This window comes from Citrobacter sp. Cpo071 (assembly GCF_030332765.1).
In the GTDB taxonomy this organism is placed as follows: Bacteria; Pseudomonadota; Gammaproteobacteria; order Enterobacterales; family Enterobacteriaceae; genus Citrobacter; species Citrobacter portucalensis.
The window spans coordinates 1-19,641 of sequence record NZ_JAOWHE010000077.1; the positions used below are offsets into that span (position 1 = coordinate 1).

Consider the following 19,641-nt stretch of genomic DNA (forward strand, 5'->3'; position numbering starts at 1 on the left):
AAGTCCTGTTTGTGCCATGTCTGCTACAACGGCAATGAATCGAGTTGTTGTCTGAGGGACGGCAGAATGGCGTCAGGTTGAAAACACAGAGAGAACCCGACGATGAAACCAGATTTGTTTACCGCAGTAATGAAAACCATCGGCAGCACGCAGGATGAGAACATCCGTACGGCCATTGACAGCGCACTGGACAGCCTTAACGAGAAAGCAAACCAGAACGCAGAAGCCACGATAAATAATGCGCTTGATGCGTTCAGCAGGGCCAAATCCGCGCACACGGAAAATATGCTGAAACTGAATGATATTGATGCGGCCATTGCCCGCAGTGAGAAAGAGCGTCAGAACGCCCTGAATGAAAGTGCCGAAGCCGAACAGAACTGGCGTACCCGTTTTCGCGAACTGCGCGGCATGATGACCCCGGAACTGAAAGCCGAGCACAGTCAGCAAGTGGCCGGTCGGGAGCTGGCGGAGGAATTCACCGCCCTGATTGATGAACTCAACGATGATAAAGCCAGTACCATGCTGTCCGCCTGTACATCAGGAGATAAGTACGTCGGCACGCATTTTACGGTGTTCTCTGTCTACTCCCGGAATGAGTGGGCGACCGTGATGAAAGACATCCCTCCCTCACTGGTGCGCGCATTTGCGTTACGTCTGCGTGAACTCGAAATGAAAGGAGAAGAACACCCTCACAACGTTCTCATTCAGGAGCTGGGGGAGAATGTACTGGCGCAAAGCAGATACTACACATTCAACATGGCGCAGGAGCCGGTAATTTCAAAAATTGGGCTTCACCGTCCGGCACTCACCGGCGTGGATATGAAGCTCTTTAAAAGCCCTGTTCTCAGAATGGCGCGGGCTAAAGAGCTGGCACAGAAGAAAAAAACGCAGGGGGCTAAGCCATGATGCGCTGCCCGTACTGCAAACAGGCTGCCCATGTCCGTACCAGCCGTTACCTGTCGGATAACGTCAAACAGAGTTACCTCCAGTGCGTGAATGTCTTTTGCTCCGCAACCTTTCGCACCACCGAGTCTATCGACGAGGTGATACGGCCACCGGCAGAAGACAAGCCCGAACCACCACAAACAGTTCCAGAAACACCGCCCCGAATTCTGGACTGTGCCCGCTCATCGCTGCGCCACTGATTCAGGAGAAAAGACAATGGCACGAGCACTACTGGAACAGGCCTTTGAAACCTGTCAGAAGAATAAATCGGACTGGATGAGCAGCAAGTCAGCACTGGCGCGGGCTGAAATGGCGCTGAAGGAGCTGGAGCTGACCTGTACCTGTTATGAACCGGAGGCCGCACAGGCGCTGCGGGATGATATTGACCTGAAAAAATGGGCGGTAAATCAGTCGGCCGGGCAGTACATCCGGTCACATGAGGCCGTGCAGCGTATCAGTATCCGGCGTCAGCTCCACGCCTTTATGCAGGTAAGCGGCGACGCGCTGGCCGCCGCACTGGCACCGGAATTAATGCACCTCAGCGAACAACCTGACATCGTCAGAGAACGGGCTCTCGACCGGGCGGCCGCCAGTGTTCGCGAAGCGCTGTCCGTTCATGTAACCCGCGGAGGAAATATTGATTACGCAGAGGAAGATCGCGACATTCTGACAACCATCGGTTTCCGGCCTGACAGAGCATCGAGAGACGACAACCGGGCAAAATATACGCCTGAACAGAGTCAGATTTTCATGCGCCGACAGGCCGCGCAGACCCGCAAAAAATCCGCATAAAACGCCCCGAAAATACCCGTCTTTTTAATAAAAATAGCCATGCATGCCTACGCTGCATGGCTTTGCATGCAAAAACCTGAATTTTCCACACCCCGCCGCACCAGTACTGGCGCGGCCTGAGCCACTTCATGCATCTGCATTAAAAGCGCCCCAGGAAGCGGGCAGGCGTGGCGGGGAGAGCATTGCGCGCTACCCTTGCTTAAATGCTTGCAAAAAATTGAGAATATCTTTGTATTTTTTTTCATTAAAATTGAAACCATAGGGCTCAAAAGATTTTAGATAATTTAAATATCCTCTTAATTTGTTAATCGTTAATTGGCTGTTATCCTGTTCTTTAAGAGCGTGATCAAATGCAGAGCGAATTTTCTTTCTGTAAGTTCTGGTTGGTCTTATCGATTCATTAACGAGAATACCAGTGACAATTTGACGGCTATTATATGAAGAAATTCGTTTTTTTTCTTTGTTTAATGTAAACCCAATCGATAGTAATTTTTCTTCAGCAATACTTATAAGTATCTCTAAGTTTTCTTTCTTATCACTGCTGATGGATATATCGTCAGAGTAACGAGTATATATGCTGTCAAGAGTTAAGGCTTGAAAACTCATTTCTTCGTCAAATTCGAAAAGTACTGCATTCGATATTATAGGGCTGGTAGGCGCACCTTGTGGCAGCACGTCATTATATGTCACTATGCCAGAGATAGTATTAATAACATGTTCTGGTATGTTGTTTTTATAAAAACAATCCTTGATCATTTTTTTATTGATTGAACCAAAGTAATCTGAAATATCAATATTTGCGACGAATTTTTTTCTTATATGATTAATTGCGTTATCTTTTATACTTACACCACTTCTATATGAATAACAGGATGAATGTATTTTTAAACGGTTTAAAAGATGATCCTTTAACCAATACTGTATGGTTTTAATGAATTTACGAGGCGCAAGGATTGGTCTAAAACCGCCGGATTTTTTTTGTAAATTAAATGTGCGATAGTATCTTTTAGGTGATTTTATCATTGCAGTTATCAACCCTGGAGATATGCCAATACATGAGGCAATAGCAGTCACGCCATCATTATTAAAAAAAATCTCATCAATTTTATTAAATGAATAATAATTTAAAGAAAAACCTAATCGGCCAATAGAATGGTGTGGTGAGCCTTTCGTTGTGGGTGGAGTGCTGGCCTCATTACTGGACATCGAACCAATATTTAATTGCTCGTAGATCCGCACCCAAGCCTGTCTTGGGCTGCTGGGCAGGGTCCCTGCAGCCCAAGACAGGCTTGGGTGCGGAACCTCTTTTGAATTGTGCCTTAACAGTAAAGACGGCGAATCACCGCCCATATTCTCTGTATCAGTTGAGGCCAGCACTCCTAATTTACTAGTAGAGTGACAGTTGTCAAGCATAAATAGTCTAATTTTATCGCGAAGTTTTTTCAGTGCTGGAGTTAGTCGTTCATTTCCTCGAGGCGTCAACGAATAAAGATTGTTGCGCTTTGATACTTGATGTATATACCCATGTTGACCAAGCAATGCAAAGTAATGAACCATTTTTTCAACTTCAGGCAATAAGCCATTATCATTTAAAGTGGTTGTAAGATAATTCAAAACCTCATTAGGCGTCGCAGGCTGAATAACGGATAACCCCCAGATAATTAGTTTATAATTAGTAGACTCTTCCATATTAATCTCCTAACAAGCCGCCTTTTCGTTGAATTATTTTTTTATTTTCTATCCTAGCGATTACAGATTTTAATCCAGCATCATCTAGTGAATTCAAAGAATATAATTTGCAGTTATTATCATCACAGTATTGGAATGTGCCATTGGATAAAAATATATCGCTATTTTTTAATGTGTCGCTAGATATTATTATCATATCTGTACTGTCAATTTTTTTAGAAACTTTAAAGTAACTTATTAATGTTAGTTGTGATAGTGTGACTTCATCCAATGCAAAAATTATCACCGTATCACATTTGACAGTTTTTATAAATTCCAATTCCGCAAGGTGTGGATATGTTATTTGGGTTTTAGGTAGGGCCGTTTTTCCCCCGCCTTCATAAACTTTTGCACCCATCTTATCTAATTTTTGTTTGATTTCATTTATGATCTTTAGAGTTGGTTCATCACGAATTAATTTGTTAGGGTAACAAAGCAATATGTTATATTCCGTGGATACAAACTCTTCTTTTAGAGAGCTTCTTATCTCATTAATCAGTGTGTTTTGTATTGCATTTGTATCAATGTCAGGACTATTAGTATTAACAATGACTTGTGCGATAATTGTCGTGTTGCCCGTCCCCACGACAGTAGATTTTATTTTCTGGTCAACATTTTGAGGGTTATTCTTTTCCATCATTTTGTTTGATATTAGTTGTGTTACCCCATCCGAAAGTAAAAACTTTAGCGATCTTTTGAGTGCTAGCTTTTATTTTTTTTCTAAATATTAATGCTGTAATGGCTAATACTATAAGTGATATGACATAAACGCCAATACCAGAGAATACCCATTCAGCATTACTATGTAGCCATGTCATGTATAGCCCTCAGCTTATTAATTTATCAGAATACCACTGTAGCATTACCCTCCTATTTTTCAAGTATATAGCATGATTATATGTCCCTCGAATTGCATTTTTATCTGCATGGGCTAACTGTATCTCAATCCATGCGCTATCAAAACCTTGTTCATGCAAAACTGTCGACATTGTATGCCTAAAACCGTGACCTGTAGCACGTCCTTTGTAACCAAGTAACTCAATCACTTGTGACACACTTTCTTTTGAAATTGGTTTGCTACGATTGTTCCTGCCAATAAAAATGTAGGGGTAATGGCCGGTAATAGGCTTGAGCTGTTCGAAGAGGGCAACTACCTGAGTAGACAAAGGAACAATGTGTGGTCTGCGCATTTTCATTCTTTCTGCTGGTATTTGCCATATGCCTTTCTCAAGATCAACCTCATCCCACGTAGCAAAGCGCATTTCCTGCGTTCTTACACCAGTCAGCATGACTATCTTCGTAGCATTTTTGGTGATGATGCTACCGGTATACGCTTCGAGATCCTGAATAAAATGAGGCAATTCTTCGGCAGATAAAAAAGGGTGGTGTTTCTGCTTGGGAACAGCCAGAGCGATGGCTAAATCAGGCGCAGGATTGTATTCAGCGCGGCCAGTTATGATTGCATAGCGATAAACCTCACCGCACCTCTGACGAACCTTACGTGTTTTCTCAAGTGCCCCACGCTTCTCTATTCGTCGCAATACTTCAAGCAGTTCTAACGGTTTGATTTCACTGATAGGGCGTTTACCAATGAACGGGAACACATCTTGTTCAAATGTCTTAATGATTTCTTCGCGATAGGCCACTGTCCAGCGGTCAGCTTTGTTGGCGTGCCATTCTCGGCATATAGCTTCGAATGAGTTTTCAGTGGAGAGCTGCTGAACCAGTTTCTGGGCTTTGCGTTCCTCAACCGGGTCAATGCCATTGGCAACTTGCTTACGAGCGGTCTCACGCTTCTCACGTGCTTCAGCTAGGCTCACAAGGTCGTAGCTACCAAATGACATTAACCGCGCTTTTCCGGCAAAGCGGAAACGGAAACGCCAGCCCTTCGAGCCATCGGGATTGATAAGCAATGACAGGCCTTGCCCGTCGTTCAATGTGTATGGCTTGTCTTGGGGCTTTGCTCGTTTGATTTGTATATCTGTAAGTGCCATGTGTATAAGCCAAAAATGTGTATAAAAAATCTATACACATCACTATACATATTTTTCATGGATTCAGGGAGATCTTGTCGGACTGCTACGGATGATTAATCTACAATGGTGATTGAAAATAAAGGGTTTTTAAGACTTTCTCGGATGGGTGAGGAGGAACTTTGGCGGAAGATCACAGGAGTCGAACCTGCCCGGGACCGCTGGCGGCCCCAACTGGATTTGAAGTCCAGCCACCTCACCGGAGATGACGATCTTCCGCGCCTCGATTGCTACATGGAGGCGGGGCGCATTATAGCTACTTCCAAACGTTTCCACACCCCCTCCCTCACTTTTTTAACTTCCGTTTCTCCATACCATGACCAGTTTCAAATAAATCCTCGCAAAATCCATTACTTACACTTAGACACATTTTTTGACGCTACTCTGATCACAGAAAACAAGAATCGTAATTTGATAACGAGATATCGGAATACCCGCGCTCACAGGGATGGTTTACAAGAACTGTAACCGGTATCAGTGCGTGTGAAAGTGCTAACAAGGATGCGTAATGAAAAGTGAGATTTTGTCCGTTAAAGAGAAGATTGGCTACGGCATGGGCGATGCCGCCAGCCACATCATCTTTGATAACGTTATGTTATATATGATGTTCTTCTATACCGATATTTTTGGTATCCCGGCCGGTTTTGTCGGCACGATGTTCTTACTGGCTCGCGCGCTGGATGCTATCTCAGACCCTTGCATGGGACTGCTCGCCGACCGCACCCGTTCGCGCTGGGGGAAATTCCGCCCGTGGGTGCTGTTTGGCGCTCTGCCATTTGGTCTGGTCTGTGTGCTCGCCTACAGCACGCCGGATCTCAGCCTGCACGGCAAAATGATTTATGCCGCAATCACCTACACGCTGCTGACCCTGCTTTATACCGTGGTGAATATTCCCTACTGCGCGCTGGGCGGTGTGATAACCAATGACCCAACGCAGCGTATCTCCCTGCAGTCATGGCGCTTTGTGCTGGCGACGGCGGGCGGCATGCTCTCCACCGTGCTGATGATGCCGCTGGTGAATCTGATTGGCGGCGAAGATAAAGCGTTGGGCTTCCAGGGCGGGATTGCCGTGCTCTCGGTTGTGGCGTTCCTGATGCTGGCGTTTTGCTTCTTCACTACCAAAGAACGTGTGGAAGCGCCGCCGAGTAGCAACTCAATGCGTGAAGACCTGCGCGACATCTGGCAGAACGACCAATGGCGCATCGTCGGCCTACTGACCATCCTCAACATACTGGCCGTCTGCGTACGCGGCGGGGCGATGATGTATTACGTCACCTGGATTCTGGGTACCCCGGAAGTGTTTGTCGCCTTCCTCACCACCTATTGCGTCGGCAATCTTATCGGCTCTGCGCTGGCAAAACCGCTGACTGACTGGAAATGCAAAGTCAGCGTCTTTTGGTGGACGAACGCCCTGCTGGCGGTCGTCAGTCTGGCAATGTTCTTTGTGCCGATGCACGCAAATCTCACCATGTTCGCCTTCATCTTCGTGATTGGCGTACTGCATCAGCTCGTGACGCCAATCCAGTGGGTGATGATGTCCGACACCGTTGATTACGGCGAGTGGTGTAACGGAAAACGTCTGACGGGGATCAGCTTCGCGGGCACGCTGTTCGTGCTCAAGCTGGGTCTGGCGCTCGGCGGGGCGATGATCGGCTGGATGCTGGCGGGCGGCGGTTACGATGCCGCAGCGAAAACCCAGAATAGCGCCACCATTAGCATCATTATCGCATTGTTCACGATTGTCCCGGCTATTTGTTACCTGTTGAGTGCCGTGATTGCCAAACACTTCTATACCCTGAAAACGCCGTATCTGACGGAAATCATGAGTCAGCTGGCTCAGGGTGCGCACCGCAATCAGCAGGATTTTTCGACGAAAGAATTACAGAACTAAGGAACCAACGATGAAAATTAGCGACGGAAACTGGCTGACGCAGCCTGGCCTGAATTTAACTCACCCGATTCAGGTATTCGAGGTCGAACAGCAGGGTAACGAGATGATTGTCTACGTTGCACCGCGCGATGTGCGTGAACGTACCTGGCAACTGGATACTCCACTCTTCACCCTGCGCTTTTTCTCGCCGCAGGAAGGCGTGGTTGGGGTGCGTATGGAACACTTCCAGGGCGCGTTGGATAACGGTCCGCACTATCCGCTGAACGTGCTGCAGGACGTCAACGTAGAGATACAAAACACCGCTGAATTTGCCGAACTGAAAAGCGGTAATTTGAGCGTGCGGGTCACTAAAGGCGAGTTCTGGTCGCTGGATTTCCTGCGTAGCGGCGAACGTATTACCGGCAGCCAGCTGAAAAATAACGGCTACGTGCAGGACACCAACAGCGGGAAGAACTATATGTTTGAACGCCTGGATCTGGGCGTTGGCGAAACGGTGTACGGTCTGGGTGAGCGCTTTACTGCGCTGGTACGTAACGGCCAGACGGTGGAAACATGGAACCGCGATGGTGGCACCAGTACCGAGCAGTCTTACAAGAACATCCCGTTTTATCTCACCAACCGTGGTTACGGCGTGCTGGTAAACCACCCGCAGTGCGTGTCGTTCGAAATCGGCTCTGAGAAAGTGTCAAAAGTGCAGTTCAGCGTTGAAAGCGAGTATCTGGAATATTTCGTCATCGACGGCCCTACGCCGAAAGCGGTGCTGGATCGCTATACCCGCTTTACCGGTCGTCCGGCGCTGCCGCCAGCCTGGTCATTCGGTTTGTGGCTGACTACATCGTTCACCACTAATTACGATGAAGCGACGGTGAACAGTTTTATCGATGGGATGGCCGAGCGCAATCTGCCGCTGCACGTCTTCCATTTCGACTGCTTCTGGATGAAAGCCTTCCAGTGGTGCGACTTTGAGTGGGATCCGGTGACCTTCCCTGACCCGGAAGGCATGATCCGCCGCCTGAAAGAGAAAGGGCTGAAGGTCTGCGTATGGATAAACCCCTATATCGGCCAGAAATCCCCGCTGTTCAATGAACTGAAAGAGAAAGGTTATCTGCTCAAGCGCCCGGACGGCTCCCTGTGGCAATGGGATAAATGGCAGCCGGGCCTGGCGATTTATGACTTTACCAATCCTGAAGCCTGCGAGTGGTATGCCAACAAGTTGAAAGGTCTGGTGGATATCGGCGTTGATTGCTTCAAAACTGACTTTGGTGAACGCATTCCTACTGACGTTCAGTGGTTTGACGGTGCCGATCCGCAGAAAATGCACAACCATTATGCGTACATCTACAACGAACTGGTATGGAACGTGCTGAAAGAGACCGTCGGTGAAGAAGAGGCCGTGCTGTTCGCCCGTTCGGCCTCGGTCGGCGCGCAGCAGTTTCCGGTGCACTGGGGCGGCGACTGCTACGCCAACTATGAATCGATGGCCGAAAGCCTGCGTGGTGGGTTGTCCATCGGCCTGTCCGGCTTTGGCTTCTGGAGTCACGATATTGGCGGCTTTGAGAATACCGCCCCGGCGCACGTCTACAAGCGCTGGTGTGCGTTCGGGTTGCTCTCCAGCCACAGCCGCCTGCACGGTAGTAAATCCTACCGTGTGCCATGGGCGTACGATGATGAATCCTGCGACGTGGTGCGCTACTTCACTGAGCAGAAATGCCGCATGATGCCGTACCTGTATCGCGAAGCGGCGCGCGCCAATGAACTCGGAACACCGATGATGCGCGCAATGATGCTGGAGTTCCCGGACGATCCGGCATGTGATTATCTCGACCGCCAGTACATGCTGGGCGATAGCGTGATGGTTGCGCCGGTGTTTAGCGAGGCGGGTGATGTGCAGTTCTATCTTCCGGAAGGACGCTGGACGCATCTGTGGCGTAACGACGAGGTGGCGGGCAGCCGCTGGCATAAGCAGCAGCATGACTTCCTGAGTCTGCCGGTTTATGTGCGCGACAATACACTGCTGGCGCTGGGCTGCAATAACCAGAAGCCGGACTACGCCTGGCACGAAGGGACGGCGTTCCAGCTGTTCCATCTGCAGGAGGGTCGGGAGGCGATTTGTGAAGTCCCGGCGGCTGACGGTTCGGTTATCTTCACGCTGAAGGCGACGCGCACGGGTAATACCATCACCGTGCAAGGAAGTGGCGAAGCGCGCAACTGGACGCTGTGTCTGCGTAATATTACGCAGGTTAGCGGCGTGAAGGGCGGCTCATCTGTGGGCAGTGAGTGGGGAACGGTTGTCACGCCGGATGCGGATGTGCTGACGATTACCCTGTAAGTAAATCTCAACGTGGGCTGGATGGCGACGCAATGCGTTTTATCCGGCCCACGCTGCGAGCAGCATTCCAGATCTGAAAATCCAAAACATCCTGAATTAAATTTTTATCTCCCCATATTTGCGAGCGATATCACTCTGAATCCCGCGAAAAATGTGATCTGCGCCGTAAATATCTCACTATTTCTCGTTTTTGTCTTATTTCTGTCCGGAATACAGGACACGATTTAGTATTGTTGGCGCATCGTAGTCCTCTTATATTTATCATCACGGATTACACGTGGAGCATAAATGCTTCTTTATAACCTAAATAATTCGAGTTGCAGGAAGGCGGCGACGCAGCGAATCCCCTGAACGTACATAAGTACGTGACTGGGGTGAGCGAGGAAAGCCAACGCACATGCAGCTTGAAGTATGACGGGTATAGATATTTAATCTGGTATGTAATAAGGGTAAATAATGCAAATGATTACCTCGCGACAAAACAGATTATTAAAATTTCTTCTGTCTAAGAAGGAATATGTCACGCTGCTGAAAATTGCCGAATATTTATCTGTTTCAGAGAAAACTGTGCAGCGCGATCTGCGCTTACTGGAACCATGGTTATCAGAATGGAAAATAGCCATCGATAAACGTGCTGGTGCTGGGGTGATATTAAGTGCTGATAATATTACAGACCTTTTATATATGGACCAGTTATTAGGAACGGAGGGTGATGATGCTGACGGCATGATGAATAATTCACGGCGAGTCAAGATAGCTTCACAATTATTAAGCGAAACGCCGCATGAAACGTCGATCAGTAAATTATCCGAACGTTATTTTATTAGTAGCGCATCGATTGTTAACGATCTGAAAGTAATTGAATCCTGGATTACCCCACTGGGCCTGTCGTTGATTCGCAGTCAGAGCGGCACGCACATCGAAGGCAGCGAGAGCGGTGTGCGCCAGGCGATGGCATCGTTGATTAACGGTGTGATTAACCATAATGAACCCGGCAGCGTGATTTATTCACGCCTGGATCCGGGCAGTTATAAAGCCTTAGTGCATTACTTTGGCGAAGAAGACGTTTTATTTGTCCAGACGTTATTGCAGGAAATGGAGAACGACCTGTGCTGGTCGCTCGGCGAGCCTTATTACGTCAATATCTTTACCCATATTCTGATCATGATGTACCGCATCACGCGGGGCAATGCGCTTCCGAGAAAAGAAGAAAGCATCTCTACCTGTGATGAGAACATATTTTCCATTGCCAGTCGCATGATTCAGCATATCGAAAAACGCATTGCCCACCCGCTGCCGGAAGACGAAGTCTGGTTTATATATCAATACATTATCTCCTCGGGTGTGGTGATTGAAGAGCATAATGACGTGAGCGTGATTGGTCATATGCACTCCAGCGACGAAGCGCGTTTGATTACCCATCGGTTGATTGCCACCTTCGCCGAGATGGTCGACAGCGATCTTAGCCAGGACACGGCGCTGTATGACGGATTGCTGATCCACATTAAGCCGCTGATTAACCGACTGAACTACCAGATCCGCATTCGTAATCCGTTGCTGGAGGATATCAAAGGCGAGTTGCAGGACGTGTGGCGTCTGACCCAGTGTGCGGTGAATAGGGTGTTTAGCGGTTGGGGCGAGCGGGCCGTGTCGGAAGATGAAGTGGGATATTTAACCGTGCATTTTCAGGCCGCAATGGAGCGTCAGATAGCGCGTAAACGCGTGCTGCTGGTCTGTTCAACGGGTATCGGCACTTCTCACTTACTCAAAAGCCGTATTCTGCGCGCCTTTCCGGACTGGACTATCGTCGGCGTGGTGTCGGCAGGCAGCCTGCCCACTGTACTGACGGACGATATTGAACTGGTGGTATCGACGATTAATTTACCCGCGGTTGCCATGCCGGTCGTGTATGTCACTGCCTTCTTCAATGATGCGGATATTAAGCGGGTAACAGAAACGGTTATTACGGAAAAATTACATCGGGCGACGTCGCTGGTCGTTGAAAATTAATGTCTGAACTCCATGAGGTATGATTGATGGACATCACGAAAATACTCAATACAAATCGCGTTATTTTGGACATGAAGGCTACAAGCAAAACGGAGGCTATTGAGGAACTGACGGATATTCTGCAAAAAGATGGAGCAATTAGCTGTCGCGAAACGTTTATTCAGGATGTCTGGCAACGTGAGTCAGAAGGCTCGACCGGCTTCGAAAACCATATTGCGATCCCGCACGGGAAATCCTCGGCGGTGGTCAATACCACGCTGGCGATTGGGCGTACCCGCCAGGATATTCCCTGGGAAACCCTGGACGGCAGCAATGTACGGTGCATTATTCTGTTTGCCGTACGTCTTGAAGATCAAAACACCACCCATATTCGTCTGCTTTCGCAGGTTGCTGGCGCGTTGGCAGATGACGACATTATTGAACAACTATTAGTTGAAAGTAGTCCACAAAAAATTATTGAGCTTTTTAGCCAATATGCTGAATCCAATGTCTGCTAAATAAAATGTGGAGCATGTTATGAATATTGTTTGTGTTGCCGCCTGTACGGCGGGTATTGCGCACACCTATATTGCCCGTGAGAAGTTAATTAAAGGTGCCAAAGCCCTTGGTCATAATATAAGAGTTGAAACCCAGGGCACCATTGGCACAGAAAATGAACTGCTAACAGAAGATATTTCTGCGGCTGATGTCGTGATCCTTGCTGTCGATGTAAAAATAAAAGGGGAGGAGCGATTTTCAGACAAACGCATTGTGCGAGTAAAAACTGAAATCGTCATAAAATCGCCCATTCAGTTTCTTGAAAAGGTCGAAAAATCATTAGTTAATAATAACCAGTAGCGTTCCTCATTCTGGAGGGGTTTCACATGAGTGAAAATAAAATTCCGCTATCTCAGGAAATAAAAAAACATTTATTAACGGGAATTTCGTGGATGATCCCGTTAATTGTCGCCGCCGGGATCTGTATTGCTCTCGGGCAAATACTTGGCGGCACTAACGTCGGTGAAAAAACAGGAACCATTCCCTGGATGCTCAACCAGATTGGCGGCTGGGGGATGGGGTTAATCGTACCGCTGATTAGTGCGGCGATTGCGTACTCCATTGCTGACCGTCCGGGATTCGCGCCGGGCCTGATTGTCGGCTTCGTCTGCGGAGAAATTCATACCGGTTTTATCGGTGGGATGCTGGGCGGATTTCTGGTCGGTTATACCGTCCTGCTGCTCAAGCGCTATATCCGTTTGCCGCAGTCGATGCAGGGGTTGATGCCCATTATGGTGCTGCCGGTACTGAGTACCGTCATTGGCGGTCTGTTGATGATGACGCTGATTGGCAAGCCGATTGCCTGGCTGCAGGACGCGTTGATTCATCTGCTGGAGTCCATGCAGGGCGGATCCCGCTTTCTGATGGGCGCTATCCTCGGTGCGATGGCGACATTCGACTTCGGTGGGCCGGTGAATAAAACCATGTCGCTGTTTGCTGACGGCATGCTGGTCAGCGGCGTGTACGGTCCGGAAGCGGTGAAGTTTGTTGGTTCGATGATCCCTCCATTTGGCATTACGCTCTCTTTCCTGCTGACGCGTCACAAGTACACCCGTGCGGAACGTGAGGCGCTGAAGGCTGCATTCCCGATGGGGATCTGCATGATTACCGAAGGGGTTATTCCGATTGCGGCGCGCGACCTGCTGCGCGTGGTGGGCTCCTGCGTGGTGGCCTCGGCGATTGCGGGTGGCCTGATTATGGTGTGGGGTGTTGAAAGCCCGGTACCGCACGGCGGCATGTTTGTGGTTCCGCTCTTTACGCATCCGCTGCTGTTTTGCCTGGCGCTGGGGATCGGTACGGTGATTTGTGGCGTCATGCTGTCGCTGTGGAAGAAACCGGTAACCGAGCGTGATGAAGAGTTTGACGAACTCAGCGATCAAAAGCTGAAAGACGAAGAAATCACCTTCACCCTGGAATAACCGGAGGCCGTATGTTTGCCGATATGAAAAGCATGGTGACCAAAGCCTGGCGCGAGCAGTACGCGCTGCTGGCCATCAACTGTATGAACCTGGAAAGCGCCCGCGCAGCAGTGCGAGTGGCGGAGAAACACCGTGCGCCCATCATTCTGAATTTGTATCAGGGGCATCTGGAGCATTTTCCGGCCCCGATAGCGGCAGCGGTGGTCAAAACGCTGGCAGAGGAAGCCTCGGTTCCGGTCGCGCTGGCGCTGGATCATGGAAAGGATCCTGTACGCATTCGCCAGGCTTTTCGCGCCGGATTCAGCGGCTTAATGATCGACGCCTCCGCCTTTGCGCTGGAGGAGAACATTCGCCAGACCCGGGCGGTGGTTGAGCTTGCCGCCAGCGTTTCTCTGTGCGTGGAAGGCGAGCTGGGCCATCTGGCCGATGCTCCGTGCTATGACCACGCCGCTAACGCTGATTTGATGACCCAGGCCGCCGACGTGGAACCCTTTATCCAACAGACCGGGATCGATTTGCTGGCGGTGTCGGTGGGTACGGCACACGGCATGTACGCGCCGGGTATCACTCCTGCTATTGATTTCCAGCGGCTGGAGGAAATAGCCCGGTTATCAACGGTGCCGCTGGCGCTGCATGGCGGCAGCGGGACGCCGTTTGACCAGCTACAGCGCTGTCCGACGTTTGGTGTCGCCAAGATAAACGTTGGTGCGGCGGTTTTCGAAGCCGGAAAGGCTGCGCTACTGCATACCCTGTGTCGCGACACATCCGGTGAACTCGTTGATGCCCTGGCCCTGATGGAGCAGGCCTGCGAGGAAGCCATTATTCCGTACCTGCAGGCCAGCGGCGCTATCGGCAAAGCCTGATTCATTTTCTGTAACGCCTTCTATGCCTCTGCGATGACGCACTGGCAGGGCTTTCTACACCCTGAAACTGGAGAATTAACATGTTAGTTTCGATGAAAGAATTACTGCAACCTACCCGTCAGCACGGTTTTGCCATCGGCGCATTCAACGTGGCGGACAGCTGCTTTGTACGCGCAGTAGTGGAAGAAGCGGAAGCGACCAATACCCCGGCGATTATCTCCATTCACCCCAGCGAACATGATTTTGTCGGCGATGCGTTTTTTAGCTACGTCCGTGATATCACCCTGCGCAGCCCGGTTCCCTTTACTCTGCATCTGGACCACGGCGCTTCGGTTGAGCATGTCCTGCGGGCGATTCAGTGTGGGTTTACCTCGGTGATGATTGATGGCTCGTTGCTGCCATATGAAGAGAACGTGGCGCTGACCCGCGAAGTTGTCAAACTGGCGCATGCGGTAGGTGTTTCGGTGGAAGGGGAGTTGGGAACGATTGGCCAGACCGGGACGTCAGTGGAAGGCGGCGTGTCGAAGGTTACTTATACCGATCCTGCTCAGGCAGAGGATTTTATCACCCGAACGGGTGCAGACACGCTGGCGGTGGCGATTGGAACCGCGCACGGGATCTACCCGAAAGGGATGCAGCCTGAGCTGCAAATGAACATCCTGCGCGACATCGCCGGGCGTGTGGATATTCCGCTGGTGCTGCACGGTGGTTCCGCGAACCCGGATGCGGAAATTGCCGAATCCGTGACGCTGGGCGTTGGCAAAATCAACATTTCCAGCGATATGAAATACGCCTACTTCCAGAAAGTCCGCGAAATCCTGGCGAAAGAAACCTGGTGGGACCCGAACGTAATCTACCCGGAAGCCATTAGCGCCGCGCGGGACGTGATCCGCCACAAAATGAAACTGTTCGGTTCAACCGGCAAAGCATCACTTTACTAACGGCATGCAGGCGGGGCGACCCGCCTCTTTCGCAACAAGGAAAAGTGCAATGAAGCGTTCACACATTAATTATGCCGTCGATAAAGCGCATGCCATAGCTGAGACTTTTCGGGTCTGTCTGCCTGATTTTGCGTATTTTACGGTCGATGCCTGGCGGCAACAGGATCAAAATCTGTGGCGTGAAGTGCGTGATCTCCAGTTGGGCTGGGATATTACCGACTTCGGGCACGGAGATTTTGCGCAAACGGGGCTGACGTTACTAACGTTGCGCAATGGTCTGATGGGGTCAGCGGATTACCCCAAACCGTATGCCGAAAAGATGCTGCAAATTCAGCAGGATCAACAAACACCGTGGCATTTTCATCGCCATAAAATGGAAGATATCGTTAATCGCGGCGGCGGTGATTTGTGTATGCAGCTGGCGTGGGTCACGCCTGATGATGAGTATGACGCCCGACGCGTTGTTGAGGTTAGCGTGGATGGTCAGCGGCGTACAGTTAACGCTGGCGAGACGCTGGTATTGAAACCGGGACAAGGAGTGTGCCTGCCACCGCGCTTGTATCATCGCTTTTGGGCGGAGAAGGCGTTCGTGCTGGGCTGGGAAATCTCGATGGTCAATGACGACCAGCATGACAATTACTTTCTGGAACCTGGCGGTCGCTTCCCGGTGATTGAAGAAGACGAGCCGGTGAAGTGGCTGCTGTGCAGTGAATATATTCGTTTATGAGCGTGAGTAGGCCCGGTAAGCGAAGCGTCACCGGGCAATAAATCATTGTGCAGGTGGTGGTGCAGTGACTTCACTCCCCGAAACCACGCCCGCCTGCATAGTTTGCGTTACCTGCTGTTTCTCCACGTTCACCGCATGTAACTGACCGTTGACCGTTGGCTTGAGAGGCGCATCGGCCTGAATATTGCCGCTGGCAGTAAGCTGGATGTTGCCATCCCCGGAAAGCGGCAGTGCGGGCCAGCCCCACTGCTGCAGGATCGTCATTGGCACGCCGCGCCCGTTCAGGCTGACCTGCGTCTGGCGCTGAGGTAGCTGCGAAATGCTGGCGGTGGCCTCCAGCAGTCCTTTTTCCGTATAGGCGCTCAGTTCGCTGATATTGATGGTGCTGCTGTTTGCCGTTAGCGCCAGAGAAGGACGACGCACATCCGTACGGTTAAAGGTAGCGGCAGCGGCGTTGAGGGTGGCGCTACCGCTCCAGATCCCCCACTGATTGTTCTGTACCAGCCCGAGGTTAGCGCCGTAGCCGTCCAGCGCGGTGAGCTGCCACGGGAAATTCGGGTCGATATCTATCACCAGATTGCGGCTGGCGCTGAATTTCTTCAGCGTCAGGCTGTTTAGCCACGCTGGCAGGGGTTTCATCCACAGCTGCTTCCAGTTTTCCGGCAGCGTGTATTCCAGACCAGCAATCGCGGCATCGTCAAGGACCAGCGCTTTGTTGCTGCGCATCCAGTTTCCGGATGTTCTGACCATACCGCCTTCCCAGCGGGTGGTGAACTGGCGCAGCGCAATGCCCTGCGGTGAGAACTCGGCGTTCAGAATCGGATCGAAGAAGTGCAGAGAGCCGTAAATAAACTCGCTGGTATTCATCGACAGTTTGCCTTCCTGAGTTTGCCAGTCGTCCTTGCTGAAGGTCATGTTGCGCAAGCTCAGATCGAGATCCGTCACCGCCCAGTCGGGGCCTTGCAGACGGGCATCCGTCACTTCCAGACGACCAATTTGCAGGGAAGGAATAGTGCTTAATGGGGCAAAAAAGTCGGCCAGCGATTTGTCGCTTTGCAGCCGGATATCGTTCAGGCGCAGATTCTCCACAACCCAGCTCCCGTCGGCATTGCGTTGCGCTACGCCGGTTAATGCCCCTCGCGCCACGTCAGCGCCAATATTGCTTAGCGTCACCCGGTCATGGTCGATGCTGCCTTCAATCAAGACGTTGGTAGTTGGAACATCGTTGAGCGTCAACGAACTGGCGCTGAGCTGAATTTGCGCTTTGCTCCCGAGAATTTTACCTGCCTCAGGGCTCCAGGGAATGACGCCGCCGTTAACGCGCTGGGCGCTGAGGTTCCACTCGCTGCCGGGGCTGTTAAGCGCCATATCCTGCAATTGCAGGCGATCGGCCTGGAACGGCAGCGGTGCGGTTTGCTGGGAAAGATTCAGCGTGCCGTTTTGCAACAAAATGGTGTCTACGTGCAGAGGGTCGGTGATTTGGCGGCTGCTCAGCCCAATATCGACCGTTTTAGCGACCAGCGTTGCGGGCTGACCATCCCGGCCAAAGGTGACGTTTTCCAGCAGAATATGGGAAGGGGAGGAAAACCGGTGATCGATGGCATCAAACGCCAGATGGTAGCTGCTGTTCTCCGAAACCCAGGCGCTGACGTGCTCTGCCCCCCAGCGGGTTTGCAGTAGAAAATAAAGGCCGAGAATCGCCACTGCAAGGGCGATCAGCACGTAAAGAAGCAGCTTTCCAATAAATTTCATGGTCTTCCATCCCGCGAAGTGCACATAGTCAAGTTATGCACGATTTAGGCGCAATGCTCAAGGCGGGAATGGTGAAAGAGCGTTACAGCGGCGTTGATTCAGAACCAACGCCGCATTTTGCTTATTGCTTTTCTGGCGGGAATACCAGATTCAGAACGATTGCGGTAATACCGCCAGCGGCGATACCAGAAGAGAGCAGGTTTTTCACCCAGTCCGGGGCGAACTGGAGAATCAGCGGCTGCTGGGAAACACCCAGACCAACGGCCAGCGACAGCGCGATAATCAGAATCGCGCGGCGGTTCAACGGCTCGCGGGACACGATACGCACACCGGATGCAGCGATAGTACCGAACATCACCAGCGTTGCGCCGCCCAGTACCGGCTCAGGAATATGCTGTACAAAACCGCTGACTGCCGGGAACAGGCCCAGCGCGATCAACATCAGCGCCACCACAAAACCAACGTAGCGGCTGGCAACGCCTGTTAACTGAATAACCCCATTGTTCTGGCCAAAACAGGAGTTCGGGAAGGTGTTGAACACGGCGGAAACAAACGAGTTCAGACCGTTCGCCAGCACGCCGCCTTTCAGGCGCTTCATATACAGCGGACCAGAAACCGGCTGCTCGGAGACATCGGAGGTAGCCGTAATATCGCCGATGGTTTCCAGTGAAGTAATCATAAAGACCAGCATCAGCGGCAGCAGTAAACTCCAGTCGATGCCCAGGCCATAATACAGCGGCGTTGGCACCATCAGCAGGTCCTGACTTACCGGTGCGGTATTTTGCGGCAGCATGTCCATAAACCAGGCCAACAGATAGCCTGCCGCCATCGCAATCACCAATGACGCAACGCGCAGGTACGGGTTGCGTTGACGGTTAAGCAGGATGATTAGCGCCAGCACCACGCCTGCCAACAGTAAATTCTTCGGCGCACCAAAGGTGTTGTCGCTCATTGCGGCATAGCCACCGCCAATCGATGTCAGACCTACCTGAATCAGCGACAGGCCGATAATCATCACCACCACCCCTGAGACCAGCGGAGTAATAATACGACGCGCCAGGTGCAGGACACGCGAGATAACCATCTCGGTGCAGCTTGCCAGCATCAGCGTACCGAACAGCGCCGCCATCATGGTTGGGACATCTGCGCCACCGGTTTTTAGCGCCGTACCGCCCATAATCAGTGGCGCAACAAAGTTAAAGCTGGTGCCCTGAATGGATAGCAGCCCTGAGCCGACCGGCCCCCAGGCTTTGATCTGGATGATAGAAGCCACGCCGGAGGCGAACAGCGACATACTGATAATGTGTTGAGTATCCTGAGCCGGTAAACCAAGCGCCTGGCAAATTAACAGAGCAGGGGTGATCACCGCGACGAACATGGCCAGCAGATGCTGGCAGGCGGCAAACAGGGCCTGGGCTAACGGGGGGCGATCTTCAAGACGGTAAATCAGTTCACTGTTGTGAGTCTGCGCAACCGGTTGCGCATTTGTTGACTCTACGGCGTTAACGGACATCAGAGGCAATCCCATGGTGGAAAAGCGGTGATTTTATCTGACCAGGGCAGAAAAGCAAACGTTTGCTAGCAGGTATTCTTAATATTTAAAACGGATAAACAAACATTTTTATATAACTTTTCATCATTTTCTGCTTAAAATCCACTCCGAAAACTCAATAAG

Annotated in this window: 18 protein-coding genes and 1 tRNA gene; 12 read left to right on the forward strand and 7 right to left on the reverse strand. The window is 50.8% G+C overall.

Features of this window, described 5'->3' with window-relative positions; translation table 11 throughout:
- Positions 1-102: 102 nt before the first annotated feature.
- The 3 genes from sid to OGY09_RS08860 are packed head-to-tail and all read left to right on the forward strand — an operon-like array spanning position 103 to position 1,737.
- A complete protein-coding gene (sid, locus tag OGY09_RS08850) occupies positions 103-906 on the forward strand; it encodes a capsid size-determining scaffold Sid (RefSeq protein ID WP_286590096.1) in 804 nt (267 codons plus the stop codon).
- Entirely contained in the window at positions 903-1,145 is a 243-nt protein-coding gene (locus tag OGY09_RS08855; protein ID WP_048591398.1) for an ogr/Delta-like zinc finger family protein, read from the forward strand. The genes sid and OGY09_RS08855 overlap by 4 nt, the downstream gene beginning before the upstream one ends.
- Before the next feature lie 16 nt (positions 1,146-1,161).
- Entirely contained in the window at positions 1,162-1,737 is a 576-nt protein-coding gene (locus OGY09_RS08860) for a phage polarity suppression protein (RefSeq protein WP_286590092.1), read from the forward strand.
- 189 nt (positions 1,738-1,926) lie between these two features.
- Here the strand turns inward: OGY09_RS08860 and OGY09_RS08870 are convergent, their stop codons facing one another.
- The 5 genes from OGY09_RS08870 to OGY09_RS08890 form a co-directional block, all read right to left on the reverse strand.
- Entirely contained in the window at positions 1,927-3,426 is a 1,500-nt protein-coding gene (locus OGY09_RS08870) for a retron St85 family RNA-directed DNA polymerase (RefSeq protein WP_286590333.1), read from the reverse strand.
- Position 3,427: 1 nt separating this feature from the next.
- Positions 3,428-4,105, reverse strand: a complete 678-nt coding sequence (locus OGY09_RS08875; protein ID WP_286590335.1) for a hypothetical protein — start codon at positions 4,103-4,105, stop codon at positions 3,428-3,430.
- A complete protein-coding gene (locus tag OGY09_RS08880; protein ID WP_016151184.1) occupies positions 4,089-4,283 on the reverse strand; it encodes a hypothetical protein in 195 nt (64 codons plus the stop codon). The genes OGY09_RS08875 and OGY09_RS08880 overlap by 17 nt, the downstream gene beginning before the upstream one ends.
- A 9-nt stretch (positions 4,284-4,292) precedes the next feature.
- Positions 4,293-5,459: a tyrosine-type recombinase/integrase gene (locus OGY09_RS08885; protein WP_286590338.1), complete on the reverse strand. Its 1,167-nt coding sequence runs from the start codon at positions 5,457-5,459 to the stop codon at positions 4,293-4,295.
- A gap of 162 nt (positions 5,460-5,621) precedes the next feature.
- A tRNA-Sec gene (locus tag OGY09_RS08890) sits at positions 5,622-5,716 on the reverse strand.
- A 290-nt stretch (positions 5,717-6,006) separates the two neighbouring features.
- On the opposite strand from OGY09_RS08890, the gene OGY09_RS08895 reads away from it, so the two are divergent.
- The 9 genes from OGY09_RS08895 (at position 6,007) to OGY09_RS08935 (ending at position 16,214) form a co-directional block, all read left to right on the forward strand.
- Positions 6,007-7,389 carry a glycoside-pentoside-hexuronide family transporter gene (locus tag OGY09_RS08895; protein ID WP_032945403.1) on the forward strand — a complete coding sequence of 461 codons (1,383 nt, stop codon included), beginning with the start codon at positions 6,007-6,009 and terminating at the stop codon, positions 7,387-7,389.
- A gap of 10 nt (positions 7,390-7,399) precedes the next feature.
- Positions 7,400-9,718, forward strand: a complete 2,319-nt coding sequence (gene yicI, locus OGY09_RS08900; protein ID WP_032945401.1) for an alpha-xylosidase — start codon at positions 7,400-7,402, stop codon at positions 9,716-9,718.
- A 456-nt stretch (positions 9,719-10,174) separates the two neighbouring features.
- Positions 10,175-11,728 carry a BglG family transcription antiterminator gene (locus OGY09_RS08905; RefSeq protein ID WP_032945399.1) on the forward strand — a complete coding sequence of 518 codons (1,554 nt, stop codon included), beginning with the start codon at positions 10,175-10,177 and terminating at the stop codon, positions 11,726-11,728.
- 26 nt (positions 11,729-11,754) lie between these two features.
- Positions 11,755-12,225: a PTS sugar transporter subunit IIA gene (locus tag OGY09_RS08910; RefSeq protein WP_008786490.1), complete on the forward strand. Its 471-nt coding sequence runs from the start codon at positions 11,755-11,757 to the stop codon at positions 12,223-12,225.
- 19 nt (positions 12,226-12,244) lie between these two features.
- A complete protein-coding gene (locus OGY09_RS08915) occupies positions 12,245-12,565 on the forward strand; it encodes a PTS fructose transporter subunit IIB (protein ID WP_032945397.1) in 321 nt (106 codons plus the stop codon).
- A gap of 26 nt (positions 12,566-12,591) precedes the next feature.
- Complete coding sequence (locus OGY09_RS08920) at positions 12,592-13,683, forward strand: PTS fructose transporter subunit IIC (protein WP_003827232.1); 1,092 nt, start codon at positions 12,592-12,594, stop codon at positions 13,681-13,683.
- 11 nt (positions 13,684-13,694) lie between these two features.
- Positions 13,695-14,546, forward strand: a complete 852-nt coding sequence (locus tag OGY09_RS08925) for a class II fructose-bisphosphate aldolase (protein WP_032945395.1) — start codon at positions 13,695-13,697, stop codon at positions 14,544-14,546.
- 80 nt (positions 14,547-14,626) lie between these two features.
- Complete coding sequence (locus OGY09_RS08930; protein WP_032945393.1) at positions 14,627-15,487, forward strand: ketose-bisphosphate aldolase; 861 nt, start codon at positions 14,627-14,629, stop codon at positions 15,485-15,487.
- Between the two features lie 49 nt (positions 15,488-15,536).
- Positions 15,537-16,214, forward strand: coding sequence for a D-lyxose/D-mannose family sugar isomerase (locus OGY09_RS08935; RefSeq protein ID WP_032945391.1), 678 nt, complete (start codon positions 15,537-15,539; stop codon positions 16,212-16,214).
- A gap of 42 nt (positions 16,215-16,256) precedes the next feature.
- Here OGY09_RS08935 and OGY09_RS08940 read toward each other — a convergent pair whose 3' ends face one another.
- Together OGY09_RS08940 and xanP are read right to left on the reverse strand one after the other, a co-directional pair.
- Positions 16,257-17,966, reverse strand: coding sequence for an AsmA family protein (locus tag OGY09_RS08940; protein WP_032945389.1), 1,710 nt, complete (start codon positions 17,964-17,966; stop codon positions 16,257-16,259).
- Positions 17,967-18,087: 121 nt separating this feature from the next.
- Positions 18,088-19,479 (reverse strand): xanthine/proton symporter XanP, encoded by a 1,392-nt coding sequence (xanP, locus tag OGY09_RS08945; RefSeq protein ID WP_032945387.1) that lies wholly within the window; start codon positions 19,477-19,479, stop codon positions 18,088-18,090.
- Positions 19,480-19,641: the final 162 nt, after the last annotated feature.